This is a genomic window from Microbacterium sp. SA156 (assembly GCF_049065455.1).
GTDB classification, from domain to species: Bacteria; Actinomycetota; Actinomycetes; order Actinomycetales; family Microbacteriaceae; genus Microbacterium; species Microbacterium barkeri.
The window spans coordinates 117124-136362 of sequence record NZ_JBAKGU010000001.1; the positions used below are offsets into that span (position 1 = coordinate 117124).

The 19239-nt window shown below is 72.3% G+C and carries 16 protein-coding genes; 5 read left to right on the forward strand and 11 right to left on the reverse strand.

Annotated features, from left to right (window positions below):
• Positions 1-27 precede the first annotated feature (27 nt).
• Genes ACOWU6_RS00490 through ACOWU6_RS00500 form a run of 3 tightly spaced genes read right to left on the reverse strand, consistent with a single transcriptional unit; the run spans position 28 to position 3334 of the window.
• On the reverse strand, positions 28-1206 hold the full coding sequence (locus ACOWU6_RS00490) for a DUF4350 domain-containing protein (RefSeq protein ID WP_421074346.1): 1179 nt from the start codon (positions 1204-1206) through the stop codon (positions 28-30).
• On the reverse strand, positions 1203-1880 hold the full coding sequence (locus ACOWU6_RS00495) for a DUF4129 domain-containing protein (protein ID WP_421074347.1): 678 nt from the start codon (positions 1878-1880) through the stop codon (positions 1203-1205). The genes ACOWU6_RS00490 and ACOWU6_RS00495 overlap by 4 nt, the downstream gene beginning before the upstream one ends.
• A complete protein-coding gene (locus tag ACOWU6_RS00500; RefSeq protein ID WP_421074348.1) occupies positions 1877-3334 on the reverse strand; it encodes a hypothetical protein in 1458 nt (485 codons plus the stop codon). Before ACOWU6_RS00500 ends, ACOWU6_RS00495 begins: the two co-directional genes overlap by 4 nt.
• Positions 3335-3513: 179 nt before the next feature.
• On the opposite strand from ACOWU6_RS00500, the gene mtrA reads away from it, so the two are divergent.
• From mtrA to hpf, 5 genes are all read left to right on the forward strand, one after another.
• Positions 3514-4194, forward strand: a complete 681-nt coding sequence (mtrA, locus tag ACOWU6_RS00505; RefSeq protein WP_271172814.1) for an MtrAB system response regulator MtrA — start codon at positions 3514-3516, stop codon at positions 4192-4194.
• A gap of 5 nt (positions 4195-4199) precedes the next feature.
• Entirely contained in the window at positions 4200-5861 is a 1662-nt protein-coding gene (gene mtrB / locus ACOWU6_RS00510; protein ID WP_421074349.1) for an MtrAB system histidine kinase MtrB, read from the forward strand.
• Entirely contained in the window at positions 5858-7561 is a 1704-nt protein-coding gene (locus ACOWU6_RS00515) for an LpqB family beta-propeller domain-containing protein (protein ID WP_421074350.1), read from the forward strand. Before mtrB ends, ACOWU6_RS00515 begins: the two co-directional genes overlap by 4 nt.
• Positions 7562-7658: 97 nt before the next feature.
• Positions 7659-8330, forward strand: coding sequence for a ComF family protein (locus tag ACOWU6_RS00520; protein ID WP_421074351.1), 672 nt, complete (start codon positions 7659-7661; stop codon positions 8328-8330).
• A gap of 110 nt (positions 8331-8440) precedes the next feature.
• The gene (gene hpf / locus ACOWU6_RS00525; protein WP_421074352.1) at positions 8441-9106 is read left to right on the forward strand and encodes a ribosome hibernation-promoting factor, HPF/YfiA family; all 666 of its coding nucleotides are present in this window, start codon (positions 8441-8443) and stop codon (positions 9104-9106) included.
• Positions 9107-9170: 64 nt separating this feature from the next.
• Here hpf and ACOWU6_RS00530 read toward each other — a convergent pair whose 3' ends face one another.
• From ACOWU6_RS00530 to ACOWU6_RS00565, 8 genes are read right to left on the reverse strand one after another with little or no spacing between them, the layout of a single operon-like run.
• Entirely contained in the window at positions 9171-10508 is a 1338-nt protein-coding gene (locus ACOWU6_RS00530) for a hypothetical protein (RefSeq protein WP_421074353.1), read from the reverse strand.
• A gap of 10 nt (positions 10509-10518) precedes the next feature.
• Positions 10519-11565 carry a LacI family DNA-binding transcriptional regulator gene (locus ACOWU6_RS00535; RefSeq protein ID WP_282978656.1) on the reverse strand — a complete coding sequence of 349 codons (1047 nt, stop codon included), beginning with the start codon at positions 11563-11565 and terminating at the stop codon, positions 10519-10521.
• 34 nt (positions 11566-11599) lie between these two features.
• On the reverse strand, positions 11600-12505 hold the full coding sequence (locus ACOWU6_RS00540) for an N-acetylglucosamine kinase (RefSeq protein WP_421074354.1): 906 nt from the start codon (positions 12503-12505) through the stop codon (positions 11600-11602).
• Positions 12502-13464, reverse strand: coding sequence for a glycoside hydrolase family 113 (locus ACOWU6_RS00545; RefSeq protein WP_421074355.1), 963 nt, complete (start codon positions 13462-13464; stop codon positions 12502-12504). Before ACOWU6_RS00545 ends, ACOWU6_RS00540 begins: the two co-directional genes overlap by 4 nt.
• Entirely contained in the window at positions 13461-15929 is a 2469-nt protein-coding gene (locus tag ACOWU6_RS00550; RefSeq protein ID WP_421074356.1) for a glycosyl hydrolase 2 galactose-binding domain-containing protein, read from the reverse strand. Before ACOWU6_RS00550 ends, ACOWU6_RS00545 begins: the two co-directional genes overlap by 4 nt.
• On the reverse strand, positions 15926-16783 hold the full coding sequence (locus ACOWU6_RS00555) for a carbohydrate ABC transporter permease (protein ID WP_282978652.1): 858 nt from the start codon (positions 16781-16783) through the stop codon (positions 15926-15928). The genes ACOWU6_RS00550 and ACOWU6_RS00555 overlap by 4 nt, the downstream gene beginning before the upstream one ends.
• Positions 16780-17775 (reverse strand): carbohydrate ABC transporter permease, encoded by a 996-nt coding sequence (locus ACOWU6_RS00560; protein WP_421074357.1) that lies wholly within the window; start codon positions 17773-17775, stop codon positions 16780-16782. Before ACOWU6_RS00560 ends, ACOWU6_RS00555 begins: the two co-directional genes overlap by 4 nt.
• Positions 17776-17799: 24 nt before the next feature.
• On the reverse strand, positions 17800-19113 hold the full coding sequence (locus tag ACOWU6_RS00565) for an ABC transporter substrate-binding protein (protein WP_421074358.1): 1314 nt from the start codon (positions 19111-19113) through the stop codon (positions 17800-17802).
• Positions 19114-19239 lie beyond the last annotated feature (126 nt).

The window sequence follows — 19239 nt, forward strand, 5'->3', positions numbered from 1 at the left end:
CCGCGGGATCGCCGTTCGGGGTCTCGGTCACGATGGTGTCCTTTCGGTGCGGACGGCCGCGTCGACGGCCGTCTCGAGGTCGTGGAGGCGCTCGCCGAAGGCCACGAGCGATGCGTCGTCGTGGGGCTCGGCGAGCAGGATGCCGCGCACGGCGTCGGCGCGTGCGCGCAGGCGGATGGCCGCGGCGTCGGCGACCTCGGCGGGCGGCGCGGTGCGAGGCAGGCCGAGTCGCACGGCCATCCGGGCGGATGCCCCCGCGCGCAGCAGCCGGGCGGCGTGCGCGGCGTCGGATGCGCGCGCGTAGAGCCGCGCGCGCCCCTCGAGGGTCTCATTCGCGCGCACCGTGACCGGCAGATCCTCCGCGACGAGCGGGCCGAAGCGCCGGCCCCGCCAGATGCCGGCCGCGAGAGCGGCGAGTGCGGCGGCGACGATCGCGGGGGTGACCCACGCCGGCGTGAGCTCGCCGAGCGTCGCGGGGGCCGTGCTCGCGGCGTCGGCGATGCGGGGCAGGTACCAGACGAGCTCGTCGCGCGCCGCGAGGAGCCCGAGCGCGAGCGCCGCGTTCCCCTCGCGGTCGAGGTGCTCGTTGACGAGCAGGGACGCGCCGTCGACCGCGGACACCATACGGCCGTCGCCCTCCTGCTGCAGGAGGGCGAACCCGCTGTCGGCGACCGGGTAGCAGGCGACGTCGGCGCCGCCGCGGTCGTACGCCTCTCCGGGCACGACATCGCCTGCGTTCACGGCGACCTCGAGCCCGCAGGACGGCGCGGCGGGCGTGCCGTCGCCGAAGGCCTGGAAGCCGGAGGAGGCGAACAGGATGCGGAGATCGCGCGAGGTCGGCGCGAGGAGCACGGTGTCGCCCGCCTGCGCCACGAGCCGCTCGACGTCGTCATCGGCGAGCGGGGCCGTCGAGCCGAGCGCGAGCCCTGTTCCGTCGTCGACCGCGTCGAGCGCCTCGTCGAGGCTCGACACGATGACGACGTCGACGTCCAGGCGCTCCTCGAGCAGCCGGGTGACGGCGAGCGCGCCGTCCGGGCCCGCGGACTCCGCGTCGAGCGCCGGCCGCTGCGACCATTCGCGACCCGCGACGAGCACGAGCACGAGGCCGAACACGACGAACCCGGCGACGAGGGCGATCCAGCCGAGGGCGCGCCGGCCGCGGCGCGCGGGTGCGGCTTCCGGCGCGCCCTCCCGGAGCTCGGTCATCCGAGGACCCCCTCGCGCAGGCGCGCGGGGCGCGCGGCCGAGATCGCGTCGTCGAGCTGCGCGACGGCGGCGTACATCTCGGCGGTGCCCTCGCGGCGCAGGTAGCGCACGTCGTCGAACGCTGCGGCGGCCCGCGACAGCGCGTCCGCGTGAGCGGGGAACGGCGCCTTCGCGAGCACGGTGAAGCGCTGGGCCGTCGTGCCGGGGGGAGCATCGAGGAGGTCGCGTTCCTCGAGCGACCGTGCGAGCGCGCGGAACCGGTCGACCACGGCGCCGGTCCAGTCGCCCGCTTCGGCTCGGCGAGCCGCTGAGGCGCGGAGCTCCGCCGCCGTGCGGTGCTCGTCCTCGCCGAACAGCAGCGCCGAGCGCGACGGCGCGCGATGCGCGGAGCGGGGGCGACCCCAGATGAGGAAGGCGCACACGACGACGATCGCGATGACGCCGGTGACGACGATCGCGAGGAGCGGGTTCCATTCGGCGCCGAGCTCGGTGTCGAAGAGCCGCGCGAAGAAGTCGGCGATCGCCCCGGCGATGCGGTCGAGGAGAGTCGGCTGGGCGGCGTCGTAGACCGGGTCGCCGAGCTCGTCCTCGGCCCAGTCGCGGGCCTCGTCGCCGTCCGGCAGGGTCGCGAGGACGAGCCGGAGCGCGCCGGTCGCGAGCTGCGCGCCCGTCACGAGCCGTCCGCGGCGTCCGTCCGCCCCGCGTCGGGCGCCGAGCCGGTGTCGACGGGACGCGCGTACGGCGGGGCGGTCGGGCGCTCGGCCGATGCCGGGGCGCCGGACGCGTCGGGAGTGCGCTCCGACGGCGCCGGCTGTCCGGAGGTCGGCGCGTACTGCCCGTATTGCGGGGCCGGCTGACCGTACTGCGGCGCCGGCTGACCGTACTGGTGTGCGTACTGGCCGTACTGCGGTGCCGGCTGACCGTACTGGGGTGTCGGCTGACCGTACTGGGGTGCCGGCTGTCCGTATTGGGGTGCGTACTGCCCGTACTGCGGTGCCGGCTGCCCGTACGGCGGCTGCGCGCCGTAGGGCGCGGCGGGAGAGCCGTACGCGGGGCCCGCGTATGCGGGCCAGGACGCCCGCACCGGCGCGACCGCGTCGGGGTCGAAGGCGTAGGGGTCGTCGAGGTCGGTGCGGCCGCTGTCTCGGCGCTCGACGTAGGACTGCATCCGCAGGTCGATGCCCTCGCGGCGCATGCGCGCGTCGATGTAGACGAGCGCCGACGACGTCGCCTGCACGACCACCGTCACCGACGAGATGACGAGCGTCACGATCTGGCTCGCGGCGATCGCGAGCACGAAGCCGATCCCGGCGGCCGCGTCGGGAGACCCCGTCGGGGCGAAGATGCTCGACATCGCGGAGCCGAGGAAGGTGAACGGCATGCCCACGACGTACGAGGCGGTGTTCATGATCAGGCCGATGAGCACGATGATGCCGAACGTGGGCCAGAACCGGCCGCGCGTGAGCTGCCACGAGCGGCGGATGCCGCCGATCACCGTCGCGTGCTCGAGGATGATCGCGCTCGGCACGACGAAGAGCTTCGTGCCGAGCCACGCGTACAGCACGATGGCCGCCAGCGCGGCGAGCACACCGTAGACCACGGCCATCCAGATCTCGACCGAGCCGAGCGCGAACCCGACCGCGATGAGGACGCCGACGGCGACGGAGACGGCGATCGTGACGAGGGCGTAGTACCCGATGAGACGCCACACGACCGGGCGCACCCGGCGCCAGATCGCGCCGAGCGTCGCGCGCTCGCCGAGCGCTGCGTGGGCGACCTCGCCCACGACGACCGCCTGGACGATGATGCCGAGGACGCTCATCACGAGCGCGACGCCGATCGTCGTGAGAAGGGCGATGAGCGTCGAGCCGGCCGCGATGAGCCCGAAGTCGTCGGAGAACTCGTTCACGGTGTCGAGGCGCGACATCGCCGCGTACGTGACCCAGCCGATCACGACCACCCCGACGATCGACGCGGCCAGCTGCACGACCATCGCGAAGCCCAGGAGCACGCGGGGGTTGCCGCGCAGTGCGGAGAAGGACCTGCCGAGGATCGTGCCGAACCCGAGCGGCTGGAGCGGGATGAGCCCGCCCCGCGGCGCCGGCGTCCACGACGGTTCTGCGGTCACGTCGATCCTCCCTCGACCTGCCTGCGAGCGGACGGCTGCCGCCCCCGCTCTCATCGTGTCACACGCGCAGGGCCCCGTGTCGCCGCCGCTCGGCGCGACCGTTCGTCTAGGCTGTCGAGGACGCCTCGCCCGCGCGAACGACGCGCGTCGGCGCGCAACCGGAGCAAAGGACCAGCCTCATGAGCGCCCGCATCCTCGTCGTCGACGACGACACGGCCCTCGCCGAGATGATCGGCATCGTCCTGCGCACGGAGGGCTTCGACACGGCCTTCTGCGCGGACGGAGCGCTCGCCGTCGACAGCTGGCGGCAGGAGCGCCCCGACCTCGTGCTGCTCGATCTCATGCTCCCCGGCAAGGACGGCATCGAGATCTGCTCCGAGATCCGGGGAGAGTCGGGCGTCCCGATCATCATGCTGACCGCCCGCTCCGACACCGCCGATGTCGTCGCGGGCCTGGAGGCGGGCGCCGACGACTACATCGTCAAGCCCTTCAACCCGAAGGAGCTCGTGGCGCGCATCCGCACGCGCCTGCGACCGGCCCCCGAGTCGTCGGGCGACGTCCTGCGCGCGGGCGACCTCACGATCGACGTCGCGGCGCACGAGGTGCGGCGCGGTCAGACCCCGATCTCGCTCACGCCCCTCGAGTTCGAGCTGCTCGTCGCGCTCGCCTCGAAGCCGCAGCAGGTCTTCTCGCGCGAGGCCCTCCTCGAGCAGGTCTGGGGATACCACTACAAGGCCGACACGCGCCTGGTGAACGTCCACGTGCAGCGCCTGCGCGCGAAGATCGAAATCGATCCGGACAACCCGAAGATCGTCATGACGGTGCGCGGCGTCGGCTATCGCGCCGGCGCGGCGATCTAGCGCGCATGTCGCAGGGGCCCGCGCGCATCACGCTCCGGCGCCCGTCGACCTGGGTGCCGGCCATCCGGGCGCAGTGGACGAGCTCGCTCCGCTTCCGCACGACCTTCATGACAGTGGCGGCGACCGCGCTCGCGATCGCCGTGACGTGCGTGTGGACGGCCCTGGCCATCCACAACAACCTCTTCTCCACGAGCAGGGACGAGGTGCTCGATCAGGCGCAGCGCGCCGTGCTCGCCGCGCAGGACGTCATCGACACGGCCGAGGTCGCCGCGGACGGCGCGGCCCTCCAGCAGGTTCTCTTCGACGCCCGCACCGCGTTCACGAGCCAGGGCGGCACGCCGTACTTCGCCTACTTCCGCATCGACGACGCGCCGTCGGCGATCGCGCCGCCCGACTTCGCCTTCCTCCTCGCCGACGGCGAGGAGGCCATCCTCAGCGAGGGGCTCCGCGAGCGCGTGCGCGCCTCCGACGAGAACCAGTGGTGGCAGTCCGTCGCCCTGCAGCTCGACGACGACGAGGAGCCGGTGCCCGGCATCGTCGTCGGCCAGCAGCTCCAGGTGCAGAACGCGGGCGCGTACGAGGTGTACCTCGCGTACAGCCTGCAGGAGGCAGACCGCACCCTCCGCTTCGTGCAGGGCACCCTGTGGGTCACGGGCATGGTGCTCGTCGTGCTCGTCGCGGCGATCTCGTGGTTCGTGCTGCGCACAGTCGCTCAGCCGCTCATCGAGGCGAGTCAGACGAGCGCGCGCTTCGCCGCCGGCTACTTCGACGTGCGGCTCCCCGTCCGCGGCAAGGACGAGCTCGCGGCTCTCGGCCGCTCGTTCAACGCCATGGCCGACAGCATCGAGGCGCAGATCACCGAGCTCGCCGAGCTCTCGCAGGTGCAGCAGCGGTTCGTGTCGGATGTCTCGCACGAGCTGCGCACGCCGCTCACGACCATCCGGCTCGCGTCCGAGATGATCAACGACCGTCGCGCCGAGTTCGACGAGGCGACGGCGCGCGCGGCCGAGCTGCTGCACGATCAGGTGGCGCGCTTCGAGCAGCTGCTCACCGATCTGCTCGAGATCAGCCGCTACGACGCCGGCTCGGTGCAGCTCGAGCTGGAGTCGACGAACCTCGCGCAGCTCGCCGAGGACGTGGCCGCCTCCATGCGGCAGGTGGCGGCGCAGCACGGCAGCGAGCTGCGCATCGTGGCGCCCGGGGGGTACTCGCCGGTCGACGTCGACCCGCGGCGCGTCCGCCGCGTGCTCCGCAACCTCATCGGCAACGCCATCGAGCACGGCGAGGGACGGCCGATCGTCATCACGATCGACAGCGACGCCAGGGCGGTCGCGATCGGCGTGCGCGACTACGGCCTCGGCATGTCGCCCGAGCAGGCGGCGCGCGTCTTCGACCGGTTCTGGCGCGCGGATCCGTCGCGCAAGCGCACGCTGGGGGGCACGGGCCTCGGCCTCGCGATCGCGCTCGGCGACGCGAAGCTCCACGGCGGCGCCCTCGAGCTGTGGTCGGAGCCGGGGCGCGGGTCGCATTTCGTGCTCACCGTCCCGCGTGTGCCGGGGCAGCCGGTCGAGCGCTCGCCGATCCCCGTCGAGCCCACCGAGAGCGTGACCGACGAGCTCGGGCTGACCCAGCCCATCCGCACCGATGACGAGGAGGACCCCGCATGACCCGCCTCCGCCGCGTGCTCGCCGCGCTCGTCCTCGTTCCCGCCCTCGCGCTCGCCGCGTGCTCGGGCCTGCCGATGAGCGGCCCGGTCTCGGTCGGCAACGCCCCCGGCGACGTCGTCGAGGACGTCACGGGCGGCAGCTACGATGCCGAGTCGCCGCGCCCCGGCGATTCGCCGCAGGAGATCGTCGACGGCTTCCTGCGCGCGTCGATCTCGCCCGAGCAGAGCTGGGCGACCGCGCGCGAGTACCTCTCCGACGATCTCGCCGACACCTGGAACCCCGTCGCGAGCGTCACGATCGACACGACCGACGACCGCGAGGTGAGCGAGGTCTCGGCATCGGAGGACGCCGCGAGCGTCTCGGCCGAGGTGCACGGGGAGGCCGTGGTCGACTCCGACGGGCGATACCGCCTCATCGCCGACGGCACGACCTCGCTGTCGTTCGAGCTCGCGCGCGACGCCGAGGGGGAGTGGCGGATCGTGTCGGCCCCCGACGGCATCGTGCTCGACCGCCTCTTCTTCCGCGAGCTGTACGCCGCGCACGACCTCGCCTACTTCGATGCGACGTGGCGGCACATCGTGCCCGACCGGCGGTGGTTCCTCACGCTCCAGCACGCGCCCACGCGCATCGTGCAGAAGCTCGTGGAGGGCGCGCCGAGCGACTGGCTGGCCCCCGGGGTCGAGACCGCCTTCGCCGACGACGTCCAGCTCGCGAGCGGGACGATCGAGGTCGACGCCGATCGCGTCGCGCACGTCGAGCTCACCGACGCCGCGGGAGCGGACGACGAGACGCTCAGCCGCATGCGCGCGCAGCTCGAGCAGAGCCTGGCGTCGACCGACGTGCGCGAAGTCGCGCTCACGGTCGAGGGCCAGGAGGTCGACGTGCCGGCGGCGCCGGTCGCGTCGACGCGGATCGACTCGCGCGCGCTCGTGCTCACGGACGACGGGTTCGGCTACCTGTCCGGCGGCGAGGTCGTCGCCGTCGACGGGATGTCGGAGGTCCTCTCGGACTTCCCCGAGGACATCGCGTCCGTGGCGATGTCGGCCGACCAGCAGATCGCGGCCGTGGGCCTCGCGGACGGGCGCGTCATGCGCGTCACGGCTGACGACCATCCGTCGGAGATCGACACGGGCGGCAAGGCGATCGCGCCCGCGCTCGACCCGCACGGATGGACCTGGACGGTGCGGCCGGGTGATCCGCGCTCGCTCACGGCTTGGAGCGCCGACCTCGAGCCGACCCCGATGACGGGCGGATGGACCGACGTCTCCCGCGTGACGGCGATCGACGTCTCGCGCGACGGCGCGCGGATCGCGGCCATCGTCGCGATCGGCGACGAGCAGTGGGTGATCGTGTCGGCGATCGAGCGCGACTTCGACGGCGCGCCGCTCTCGGTGGGCGCGCCGACGCGGATCGCGCAGCTGCGCATGCCGGGCATCGACCTCGCCTGGATCGACGACAGCACGGTCGGCATCGCGGCCGGCGGCACCGACAGCGCGCAGCTCATCCAGCAGCCCATCGGGGCGCCGGGGACGACCGCGACCGCGCCGCTCAACGTCGTCGCAGTGGGGGCGGGCAACCAGGACTCGCCCGTGCGCCTTCTGACCTCGGAGGGGAGCCTGCTCGTCATGCGCGGCCGCAATCCCACCGAGTCGGCGAAGGGCGTCGAGGTGCTCGCGACGCAGCTCGGCCTGCCCGGCTGAGCCGACGCCGCGTGCACAGGCGCGCGGCGCCGGCGTGCCGCGCCGTGTGCCGACGGCGGCGTCCCTGCGGAGGGCGCGGCATGCGCAGGGTGGCCTCATGACGACGATGACCGATGGCCTGCGCGTCGCCCTGCGCGAGGCCGGCGCTATGCTCCTGCCCGTCGACTGCGCGGGATGCGGGGCACCCGGCGCCGCCGTGTGCGACCGCTGCCGCGCGGCGCTCGGGCCGTGTCTCGTGCGCCGCACCCTCGACGACGACTTCGAGGTGATCAGCGGGCTGGCCTATCAGGGTGCCGCGGCGTCGTCCCTGCGCGCATTCAAGCAGCGCGGGCGCACCGACCTCGCCCGCGTCCTCGCGCCGGCGCTGCGGGCGGCGCTCGTGAGCTGCGCCGTCGCGAGCGGGCGCCTCGTCGACGCCGTGCCCATCCCGCCGTCGGCCGCCTCGTCGCGACGGCGCGGCTACCGCCCGGTCGAGCTGCTGCTGCACCACGCGGGGGTCGCCCCGCTGCGCGCGCTGCGCTGGGCGCGCCGCATCGACGACCAGCGTGCGCTCGACGTGGCCGAGCGCGGGCGCAACGTCGCGGCAGCGCTCGCCGTGCGCCGCCGTGTCGAGGGGCGCGCGGTCGTCATCGTCGACGACGTCGTGACCACCGGGGCGACGCTCCGCGAGGCGCGTCGCGCGCTCGCCGAGGCCGGTGCTCTCGTGCTCGGCGCGGCCACGCTCGCGGCGACGCCGCGCGTTCTCCCGCCGCGAACACGACACGCGTGATCGTTTCGAGATAGTTCGTGACACCCGTCCGCGCCGGGGATACGGTGGGGGACACCAAGGCGACCGCAGGTCCGCCGCTCACACCGGTCGGACCGGATAGGGAGGCAGAGATGGACACGAACATCGTCGGCGTGGGGGTCAGCGTCTCAGAGCGATTCCGCACCGTGGTCGAGGAGAAGAGCGAGCGGATAGCGTCGCTCGCCCCGCGTGCCCAGCGTCTCGAAGTGAAGGTCACGCACCACGCGCATCGCGGGGGCCGTCTCGAGGAGGAGTCGGTCGAGCTCACGATCTTCTGGAACGGCCCGGTCATCCGGGCGGAGGCGCACGACGCCGACAAGTTCACGGCGCTCGACATGGCGATCGAGAAGCTCAGCGAGCAGATCCGCCGTGCGAAGGACAAGAAGGTCAGCGGGCGTCTGCACCCGCGCGCCGCGCGCTTCGCGAAGGAGAAGGGGGCGCTCGAGGGGCTCGACGTGCAGCCGGCGACCGTCGAGACGCTCCAGGCCGTCGCGACCGGCACCGTGCCGGTCGTCGAGCTGACCGAGGAGGACGAGGCCTACACGCCCGTCGTGATCCGGAGCAAGACCTTCGAGCCCGAGTGGATGACCGTCGAGGAGGCCGTCGACCGCATGGAGCTCGTCGGCCACGACTTCTTCCTCTTCATCAACGCGCGCACCGACCACCCGAGCGTCGTCTACCGGCGCCGCGGCTGGGACTACGGTGTCATCGCGCTGACGACGCAGGCCCCTCCCGTGGAGGACGTGCTCGCGTCGTGACGGCCTCGTGACAGGCGGATGGCCCGGATCCCAGGATCCGGGCCATCCGCCTGTCTGCGCGGGATCAGTCGAAGACGTCGCCGATGAGGCCGCCGAGCAGCACGCCGCCGAGCACCGGCCCGAGCAGGCCGCCGCCTCCGCCGCCGAAGCCCCCGCCGCGCGGCCCGCGTCGGCCGCCGCCCCACGAGCCCCAGTCGTCGTCATCGGGGCGCGACGAGTCGATGTCGCGCTGCGCGAGCTGGAGCGCCTCGTGCGCCAGCTGCGCCGCCCGGCGGGCGAGCTGCTGGGCCTGCTCGCGCGTATCCTCGTCGGCGACGAGGGGATCGATGTCGATCCGCACGCGCTGCGCCTCGGCGTAGCGCGTGCGGGCGTCTGCGCCGATCCAGCCGCGGTGGCCGTTGATGAGGCTTCCCGCGACGGCGATCGCGCGGTCGGCGGCGTCGATGTCGTGGCGCACGTGCGCGATGGACGGCACGGGGCGCGCCGCGCGCTCGCGCGCCTTCGCGACGGCGGCGTCGAGCGCGGCGTTCGCGTCGGACAGCGAGGCGAGGTCGGAGAACGGGTCGGAGGGCGTGCCGGGGCCCGGCAGGGCCGCGAGCGCCGCCTCGAGGTCGGCGACCGCCCTGGTCACCTCGGGCGTCTGCGGAGCCTGCCGGGCCGCGACGATGTCGCCGCGGGAGTCGGCGACGACGTCGGCCAGGGTCGACTGCGCGCGCATGGCCTCGATCTCGAAGTCGTCGACGCCGTCGAGGATGCTCGTGGCACGCCGGACGGCCTCGGTGGCGGTCTCGAGGGCGAGGTTCGCCTCCTCACCGCGCCGCGCCTCGCGACGGCGCTCCGACACGTCGGCCGAGTGCAGGGCGAAGTCCAGCAGCTGCTCCGCCTCGTCGGCGTTCACCCGCACGCGCTGCAGGGCCTCGGGGCTGTAGTGACGCGCGAGGCGCTCGACGGTCGTGCGCGCCTGCGGGAGCCGGTCGCGGAGGCGCTCGACGTCGGCGCGGACCTGCTGCAGGATCTGCGGGGCCTGCCGGACGAGCGCGATGCGCGCCTGCAGCGCCGCCGTGCGCTCGTCGAGGACGTCCTCGGCCCAGTCGCAGAGCTGGATGATGCGCGCGTTGCGTGTGCGCAGCTCCTCCGGGGTGTCGGGGATCTCATCGTGGTTGAGCTGGTGCAGGTGGAAGGCCTCGGCCATGTGCTCCTTGACCGCGGCCAGGCCGGTGCGCAGATCCTCGGTCGGTCCTTCGCCGAGCTCGGCGACGGCGAACACCAGCTCGTCGCCGGTCGCCCGGATCCGCTCGTCCGCTGTCACCAGCGCGGTGCGGGCGCGCCGCGCGAGGTCGGCGTCGGCCGACTCCTGCTGCTCGCGCTCTTCCCGTCGGCGTCGACCCCACAAACCTGCCATGCTCTCGATCCTACGGCGCTTCCCGCGGCGCACGGGCGGTCGATCCGCGCGGGCGCAGGAGGGCGGTGGAGTCGAGGTGCGCGGCCGGGGCGGCGCCGTCGATGAGGTCGAACAGGCGCCGGGCGACGTGCGCGCCGAAGGCGACGACGTCGTGGCTGAGCGCCGTCAGCTGCGGGAACGTGTGCTCGCACAGGACCGAGTCGTCCCACGCGATGATCGACAGCTCGTCGGGCACCCGCACGCCGAGCTCCATCGCGACGGTGAGCCCGGCCACCGCCATGACGTCGTTGTCGAAGATGAGGGCGGTGGGGCGCTGCGGCGAGGTGAGCAGCGCGCGCGTCGCCCGTGCGCCGTCCTCGGGGGAGTAGTCGGTGTGGACGAGCGTCGGCTCGAGCCCCGCGCGCGTCATCTCGGCGACGAACGCGTCATCGCGGATGCTCGTGTGGGCGAGCGCGGCGAGGCCCGACACGCGGGCGATCCGCGTGTGGCCGTGCTCGCGCAGGTGGCCGACCGCCGACCGCATCGAGGTCGCGTCGTCGGTCCACACGGTCGTGAGCCCGCCCGAGACGGCCGGGTCTCCGACGACGACGGTGGGAAGCGCATTGCGCGCCTTCGAGAGGCCGATGCGGGGGTCGTCGAGCTCGAGGTCGGTGAGGATGATGCCGTCGACGCGGCCGCTGCTGTGCCACTTCGAGAGGGTCGCGTACGCGGCCTCGGGTGTGGGGACGACCTGCAGCAGCAGGCTGTACGAGCGCTCAGCGAGCTCGCTCTCGAGGCCCGCGAAGAACTTCATGTAGAACGCCTCGACGCCGAGGTTGCGGGGATCGCGTGCGAGCACGAGCCCGAACGTCTCGGTGCGCGCCTCCGCGAGCGAGCGGGCGCTGCTGGCCGGGGCCCATCCCATCTCGTCGGCGACCCGCAGCACGCGCGCACGGGTCTCCTCCGAGACGCCCTTGCGGCCGTTGAGGGCGAACGACACGGCCCCGATCGACACCCCCGCGCGCGCCGCGATGTCGCTGATCGTCACCCGCCCCGTGCGCCGTCGTGTCCCCGCCACACGAGAACCCTATGCCACGCCTGCGCGGGCCGGCTCAGCGTCGCACGACCGCGACCGAGGCGGCGAGCGGATGGCCGGGGCCCACGCCCGAGAGCAGGCTCGCGCCGTCGAGGCCCGAGCCGCGCGCGGTCACGATGCGCGCACGGGGAGCGCGCCCGCCGAGCGCGGCCGAGAAGGCATCGGCGATCGGAGCCGAGCCGAAGACGCCGCCGATCGGGGCCACGGGAGCGTCCGCGCCCTCGAGCCCCGCTCGGCGGAGACCGGCGACGACACTGAGCGCGAGCTGCTCGCCGGCGCGCCGCGAGATGTCGAGCGCGACCGGATCGCGGTCGGCCGCACGGCGCGCGACCGCGCGCGCGAACGATGCGACCCTGCTCACGCGGGACGGGTCGGACTGGAGGAGGATGTAGGCCGTCTCGAGGTCGCGCCACACGGTGCGCACGTCGTCGCTCAGCAGGGTCGCCGGTCCGCGGCCGTCATGCGCGCGCATGACCGCGTCGAGCGCCTCCCGGCCGATCCAGTAGCCGCTGCCCGCGTCGCCCATGATGTGCCCCCATCCGTCGACGCGGCACGAGCTCTCGGGGCCCACGGCGAGCGTGACGACGCCGGTCCCCGCGGCGACGACCGCTCCGTGCACATCGCCGAGGGCCCCGAGGTACGACGTGATGGAGTCGTGGGCGAGCCGCACCTCGCGCACGCCGGCATCGGCGAGGAGCGCGTGCAGAGCGGCCGCGTCGGCGCCGCCGTCGACGAGGCCCGAGGCCCCGACGACGACGGCGTCGACATCGGTCTCGCCCTCGTCGATCGCTCGCCGCGCGGCCGCGGCGAGCTGCACGGGCAAGGGCTCGTGCGTGCGGAGCCCGGGGGACTCTCGCACGAGGCCTCCGGCCACGCGGGCGCGCACGCCGGTCTGGCCGGCGTCGATCGACAGGACGGTCATCTCTCTCCTCCCGGCGCGCGGCCGCGCTCCGCGTACGCGTCGTGCAGCCATCCGCCCGCGGGCTTGGCGTAGGGGCAGTAGTCGTCGTTGCGCGCCGCCTCGTCGGGGGCGTACAGCTGGGCGGGCCAGTCCCACAGCATGAAGCCGCGCACCCAGTCGCGCGCATCGCACGCGGCGAACATCGTCCGGTAGTAGCGCAGCTGCTCCTCGCCCGAGGGCGCGCCCGCGAGGCTCCAGTCGTTCGGGAGCGCGGCCGACCCCTCGCGCGACGGGCATCCGGCCTCCAGGAACAGGAACGGCTTGCCGTGGGCGGCGACGACGGGCTCGATCCGATCGAGCTGCGCCTCCCACGCATCCTCGGGGTAGTAGCCGCTGGAGCTGATGACGTCGACCGCGTCCCACCAGGTGACGCGGTCCTCCTGGTACTTGTCGCAGTTGTAGGTGACGAGACCGCGGTACTCCGCGCGGACATCCGCGATGAGCGCCCGCCACTCGGCCTCGCGCGCGTCGGCGCGCACCATCTCGCAGCCGATGCAGAGCATCTCGCAGCCCTCGCGCTCTGCGATGCGCGCGGCGTGCAGGATGAATGCGCGGTACGACGCGAACCACTGCGTCCAGCTCGGCTCGCCCGGCACGTCCCAGTCGAAGAAGCCGATGTGCGCGCGCCAGGTTCCGTCGGCGACGTTCACGACGGGCTTGAGGCAGACTTTGAGCCCGAGCGCCTTCGCCTCGCGGATGGCCCAGACGATCTCGTCGTCGGTCACGGTGGGCTCGTCCTGGAAGCGGATGTCGGTGCTGATCGCCGTGTCCTGCAGCGCGCCGTAGGCGAGCGCCGTCCAGGTCACGGAGTGGTCGGCCATCCGTCGCATCGAGTCGGCCGCGGCGGGGGTGGCCCACGTGCCGCGCACGCCGGTCCACCCCCACGTCATGCCGCAGACGTATCCGTCGTCGAGGGTCATCGCGCGACCAGCTCGTTGGCCGTGCGGATGACCCGCTCCGAGAGGAGGGCGGGCAGATCGATCGGCTCCGGATGCCGCACGCGGAAGACGGCCGTCTCGCCGGGCAGCAGGGTGAACAGCCCGTCCTCCGTGACGGCGTCGGGATGCGCCTTGTCGACGAGCAGGGACAGGTCGCGCACGAGGTTCCGCGCGGTGATCTCGATCTCGGTGCCGCCGTCCACGGGGCGCACCTCGAAGTCGAGGACGGCCGGAGCGAGGCGCGAGTCGCGCGGCTCGGCGAAGAACCACAGGCCCCGCACGTCGCCCGCCGTCGCGACGACGAGCTCGGCCGCCGCGTCATCCGGCGTCGCGAGCTCCGGGCGAAGGGGGAGCGTCGTCGTTCCGCGCGGCGGGATCGAGAAGGGCTGCGCGTCCTCCGCGATGGCCGTCCCGTCGAAGCCGCGCCGGGCCGTCGTGAGCGTGCCCTCCCACGTCTCTCCCGTGTCGTTCGAGAGGACGACAGCGAGCTCGTCGCCTCGCGGCTGGATGGTGACGATCCGCGGCGCGAAGGCCTGCTTGAGGGCGTGCCACAGCGGCTTCAGCCGCTCGGCGCCGTCGATCGCCGCCCAGCTCGTGACCGGCCAGCAGTCGTTGAGCTGCCAGACGATCGCGCCCATCGTGAGCGGGGCCCAGGACCGGAAGTGCTCGAGAGCCGTCCGGACGGCCAGCGCCTGGTTGAGCTGCATCGCCCAGTGCCAGCCCTCCATGTCGCGCGGCATGCGGAAGTGGGGGAGGAGCCCGTTCGTGAGCTTCGTGTTCCCTTCCATCGCCTTCTGGTGGACGATCATCCCCGGCGACTCCGGAGTGAGCGGATCGTCGGACACGGCGTCGCGCAGCGTGGTCCACGTCGCCGGGCCCTGCCATCCGAACTCGGCGACGAAGCGCGGCCGGTGGTCGCGGTAGGTGAGCCAGTCCTGGCGGTTCCACTGCTCCCAGAGGTGCACGGATCCGTGGGCGTCGTCGCTCGGGCCCTCGCCGTTCGGGCTGAACGGGCTGCCGGGAGCGTAGGGGATGTGCGGCGCGAGCTCGGCGACGAGCGACGGGAAGAGCTCGAAGTAGTAGTGCGCACCCCACGTCGCACCGTCGAGGGCCGTCTGCCATCCCCACTCCGCGAAGCCCATGAGGTTCTCGTTGCTGCCGCACAGGAGCACGAGCGAGGGGTGAGCGGACAGCCGCACGATCTGATCGCGCGCCTCGGCCTCGATCTCGCCACGCAGCGGCTCCTCCTCGGGGTAGGCCGCGCACGCGAGCAGGAAGTCCTGCCAGGTGAGGAGCCCCAGCTCGTCGCAGAGGCGGAAGAGGTCGTCCGACTCGTAGATGCCGCCGCCCCAGATGCGGATGAGATTGATGCCGGCGGCCTGCGCCTGACGGAGCCGACGCTCGTAGCGTGCGGCGTCGACGCGCGTGACGAGCGCGTCGTCGGGGATCCAGTTCACGCCCTTGACGAACACCGGCACGTCGTTGACGTGCAGCGCGAACGGCGTGCCGTCGGCATCGGGGGTCGTGTCCCAGCGCGCCGAGCGGAAGCCGACCCGACGGGTCGCCGCGTCGAGCGGTTCGTCCTCGGCCGACAGTGCGAGCCGCACGTCGTACAGCGGCTGCTCGCCATAGCCGGCAGGCCACCAGAGCGCGGCGCCCGGGACCGCGACCTCGATGTGCGCGGCGTCCGTCCCCGTGGCGAGCTCCGCCTCGGCCGTGCGGCCGTCGATCTCGACCGCGAGACGCAGCGCGCGATCGGCGTCCGCGCGCTCGACGCGCACATCTGCGCGCAGCACGCCGCCCTCCGGGGTCGGCGCGGCGTCCACGCGCACCTCGGCGATGCGCGCGATGGACCAGGACTCGAGCCGCACGGGCCGCCAGATGCCGCTCGTCGCGGTCGCGATGCCCCAGTCCCAGCCGAAGCTCGCGGCGGATTTCCGGATGGCCTCGTACGGCAGCGGGTACGGGCGCGGTCGGGCGCCGTACTCCATGCTGCGGGCGCCCGCGTACTTCACCGGCGAGGAGAACGCCACGACGAGCACGTTGTCACCCTCGACGAGCGCGGCCCGCGCGTCGACGCGGTAGGTGCGGTGCTGGTTCGCGGACTCGAGCACGACGCGCCCGTTCAGGGTCACGGTCGCGACCGTGTCGAGACCGTCGAAGACGAGATCGTGCCGCTCATGGCCATCCGCCGACCACGTGAACGTCGTCTCGTACGTCCAGTCGGTCAGCCCGATCCACCGCTGGGCGGCCTCGTTGTCGTCGAGGTACGGGTCGTCGATGAGGCCGGCCGCGAGCAGATCGGTGTGGATGCACCCGGGCACCGTCGCGGGGATGGTCACGCCCGCGACCGACTCCGGGACCGGGCCGGCCACGGCGCGCGCGCTCCAGCCTTCGTGCAGGTCGCGGCGGATGACGGCGGGGGCGAGGGCGAGGATGTCGGTCACTTGACGGCTCCTGAGGTGAGGCCCCGGTAGATCCACTTCTGCAGGAACAGGAAGGCGACCAGGGTCGGGATGATGACGAGGATCGAGCCGGCGGCGATGAGCTCCCACTGCGCGCCGAACGGCCCCTTGAACCGGAACAGCGACGTCGAGATGAGCCCCTCGGACGGCAGGTAGAGGAACGGCATGTAGAACTCGTTGTAGACCGCGATGCCCTTGATGATGACGACGGTCGCGATCGCGGGGCGCAGCAGCGGCAGGATGACGCGCCAGTAGATCGTCCACCGGCTCGCGCCGTCGATCATGGCCGCCTCGTCGAGGGAGACGGGGATCGACGACATGAACTGGATGAACAGGTAGATGGCGATGATGTCGGTGCCCATGAAGAGCAGGATCAGCGCGATCTTGGTGTCGTAGAGGCCCATGCCGTTGATGAGCTGGAAGGTCGCCACCTGCGTCGTCACGCCGGGGATGAGCGTCGCGACGAGGAAGAGCCCGAAGATGAGCTTCTTCCCGCGGAAGGCGAAGCGATCGAGCGCGTACGCGCACATCGTGCCGAGGATGATCGTGCCCACGAGCGAGACGCCGAGGACGATGAGGGTGTTGACGAATCCCTCGAGCATCCGGCCGCTCTCGAACGCCGTCGCGAAGTTCTCGAGATTGAGCCAGTTGGCCGGAGGGTCGAACGGACCGGTCTGCAGGTACTCCTGCTCGGTCTTGAGCGCGGCGATGAGCACGACCGACAGCGGGAGCAGCGTGAGGACCGCGCCGATGATCAGGCTGACGTACTTGGCCGTCGTGGCGCTCATGCTGCGCAGCCGCATGAGCGGGGTGCGCGCGGATGCGATCGCGGTCATGTCAGGTCAACCTTCTCGTCGGGGAACACCAGGCGCTGGATCCACGTCACCAGCAGGACGATCGCGAGCAGCACGACCGCCATGGCGGACGCGAGCCCGACGTTGCGGAAGCTGAACGCGGTCGAGAGGGTCTCGATCACGAACGTGCTCGATCCGTTGGCGCCGCCGGTCATGACGAACGGGACCTCGAAGACGCTCAGGCTGCCGGAGATGGCGAGGATGAACGAGAGGCCGATGATGCGGCGGATGCCGGGGAAGATGATCGCCCAGAACTGCTGCCAGCGGCTCGCGCCGTCGAGCTCGGCGGCCTCGTACAGGTCGCCGGGGATCGACTGGATCGCGCCGAGGAACAGGACGAAGTTGAGGCCGGTGTACCGCCACACCGACGTCGCGGCGAGCGAGTAGTTCACGACCTCCGGGTCGCCGAGCCACTGCGGAGGCTCTGCCACGCCGAACCAGGAGAGCACCGTGTCGAGCGTGCCGCCCGGCTGGAAGAGGTACAGGAAGACGAAGCCGATCGCGACGCCGTTGATGAGATACGGGAAGAACAGGACGCCGCGGAAGAAGTTCGAGAACCTCGTCGAGAAGCTCAGGAGGGTGGCGAAGTAGAGCGCGATCGCCATCTGCGCGAAGGACGCGGCGAAGTAGTAGAGGCTCACGCCGAACACGCTGAAGATGCGCGGGTTCGTGAAGACCTCGATGTAGTTCTCGAGCCCGACGAAGTTCTTCTCGAGGTCGAGGCCGTCCCAGTCCGTGACGCTGTAGTACAGCAGGTTGAGGGCGGGCCAGTAGCTGAAGAGGAGCAGCAGGCCCACCGCTCCCGAGAGGAAGAACCAGGGGGTCAGTCGCTGCAGAGCGGTCCGGCTCGTCGGCGCCCCGCGCCCGGGGGCGCCGGGGTCGCGGCGCGAGCCGCTCCCCCGGCGCTCGGGCGAGGGCACGATGACGGCGGCGCGCGTGGCGGCGGATGCGCCGGCGGGAGCCGAGGTCGTCATGGTGTCTCCGTCTCGTGAGGGGGCTTACTCGCCGACCCGGGCCTGGGCGTCGCTCCAGGTCGCGTTCAGCTCGGCGAAGTAGGTGTCCTTGTCGCCGTCGGCGGCGCCGCGGGCGATGTCGACGAGCTTCTGCCGGTACAGCGGGCCCCACAGGTCGATCTGCGCGGTGTCCGAGATCTCACGGAGGAGGTTCTCCTTGCCCTCGGGCGCGGGGTTCGTCTCGAGGAGCTCGACGCCGGCGGACTCGAGCTCGGCGAGGTAGTCGGGCGCGGGCTTGTCGATGACGGTCGAGATCATGTTCTGCGTCTCGGTGAAGCCCGAGTCCTCGATGAGCCACTGGATGAAGGCCCAGGCCGCGGCCTTGTGCTCGGAGTGGCGGCTCACGCCGAGGTTGTAGTCGCCGCCGATCGTGGCGTACTGCTGGCCGTCGACGTTCGCGGGGAAGGCCATGAAGCCGACGTCCTCGGGGGAGGCGCCGTTCTCCTCGGCCGCTGCCTGCATCTGCGACACGGCCCAGGAGCCGAGCGCCATCGTGGCGATCCTGCCCGTCGCGAAGTCGACCTTCGACTTCTCCCAGTTCGTCGTGAGGGGGTCGTCCTCGGTGAGACCCGCCGCGACGGTCTCGTAGAGCAGCGAGTCGATCGCGTAGACGTCGGTGCCCTCGGTCCACGGCTCGGGGTCCTCGGCGAGCGTGATGCCCGCGTCGGGGTCGTTCGTGATCGCGCCGAGGTTGCTGAAGGCCTGCGACAGCGGCCATCCGTCCTTGTAGTTCGTGTAGTACGGGATGGCGTCGGTGTTCTCGTCGACGAGGCGGAGTGCCTCGAGCCACTCGTCCTCGGTCGTCGGCAGCGTCTCGACGCCCGCCTCCTCGAACACCCGCTTGTTGTAGAGGATGCCGTTGGCGTTGCCGCCGATCGCGAGGCCGTACTGCGTGCCCTCGTAGGTGTGCGTCGTGAGGAAGCGGTACGTGTCGGCGAGCTCCTCGGTCTCGCCGAGCGGCTCGAGGAACTGCTCGTACTGGCTCGGCAGCATCGAGGGGATGCCGATGACGTCGCCGTAGTTCGTCGTGCTGAGGCGCGTCTTCATCTCGCCCTCGTAGTCGGTGATGCCCTCGAACGTCACGGTCACGTCCGGGTGGAGCTTCTGGAACTCCTCCGCGTACTTCCCGAACGTGCCGTCTTCGACGAGGTCGGTGCGCCACGTGACGACCTTGATCTCGCCCGAGGGCTCGCCGTCGATGGTGTTGTCGGCGTCGTTCGCCGCGCCTCCGCCGCACGCGGTCAGCAGCAGCGCACCGCCGGCGAGCATCGCGGCGCCTGCCCATGCCTTCTTTGCCATGTTCCTTCTCCTCGTGTTCGAGGCACTCATCGGGGAGCACGCGCCTTCGCGCTCTCCGGGTGCTGATGAGCGAGCGTACGGGAGAATCGGCGCAATGTAAAGCGCTTTAGTTGTGGCAGGTGTTCG

Bases quoted from the DNA above. Each gene is read 5' to 3' on its own strand.
- ACOWU6_RS00560 (WP_421074357.1), bottom strand. From the start codon at position 17,775: ATGACGACCTCGGCTCCCGCCGGCGCATCCGCCGCCACGCGCGCCGCC.
- ACOWU6_RS00555 (WP_282978652.1), bottom strand. From the start codon at position 16,783: ATGACCGCGATCGCATCCGCGCGCACCCCGCTCATGCGGCTGCGCAGC.
- ACOWU6_RS00540 (WP_421074354.1), bottom strand. From the start codon at position 12,505: ATGACCGTCCTGTCGATCGACGCCGGCCAGACCGGCGTGCGCGCCCGC.
- ACOWU6_RS00530 (WP_421074353.1), bottom strand. From the start codon at position 10,508: ATGGCAGGTTTGTGGGGTCGACGCCGACGGGAAGAGCGCGAGCAGCAG.
- ACOWU6_RS00515 (WP_421074350.1), top strand. From the start codon at position 5,858: ATGACCCGCCTCCGCCGCGTGCTCGCCGCGCTCGTCCTCGTTCCCGCC.
- ACOWU6_RS00490 (WP_421074346.1), bottom strand. From the start codon at position 1,206: ATGACCGAGCTCCGGGAGGGCGCGCCGGAAGCCGCACCCGCGCGCCGC.
- hpf (WP_421074352.1), top strand. From the start codon at position 8,441: ATGGACACGAACATCGTCGGCGTGGGGGTCAGCGTCTCAGAGCGATTC.
- mtrA (WP_271172814.1), top strand. From the start codon at position 3,514: ATGAGCGCCCGCATCCTCGTCGTCGACGACGACACGGCCCTCGCCGAG.
- ACOWU6_RS00565 (WP_421074358.1), bottom strand. From the start codon at position 19,113: ATGGCAAAGAAGGCATGGGCAGGCGCCGCGATGCTCGCCGGCGGTGCG.
- ACOWU6_RS00520 (WP_421074351.1), top strand. From the start codon at position 7,659: ATGACGACGATGACCGATGGCCTGCGCGTCGCCCTGCGCGAGGCCGGC.
- ACOWU6_RS00545 (WP_421074355.1), bottom strand. From the start codon at position 13,464: ATGACCCTCGACGACGGATACGTCTGCGGCATGACGTGGGGGTGGACC.
- mtrB (WP_421074349.1), top strand. From the start codon at position 4,200: ATGTCGCAGGGGCCCGCGCGCATCACGCTCCGGCGCCCGTCGACCTGG.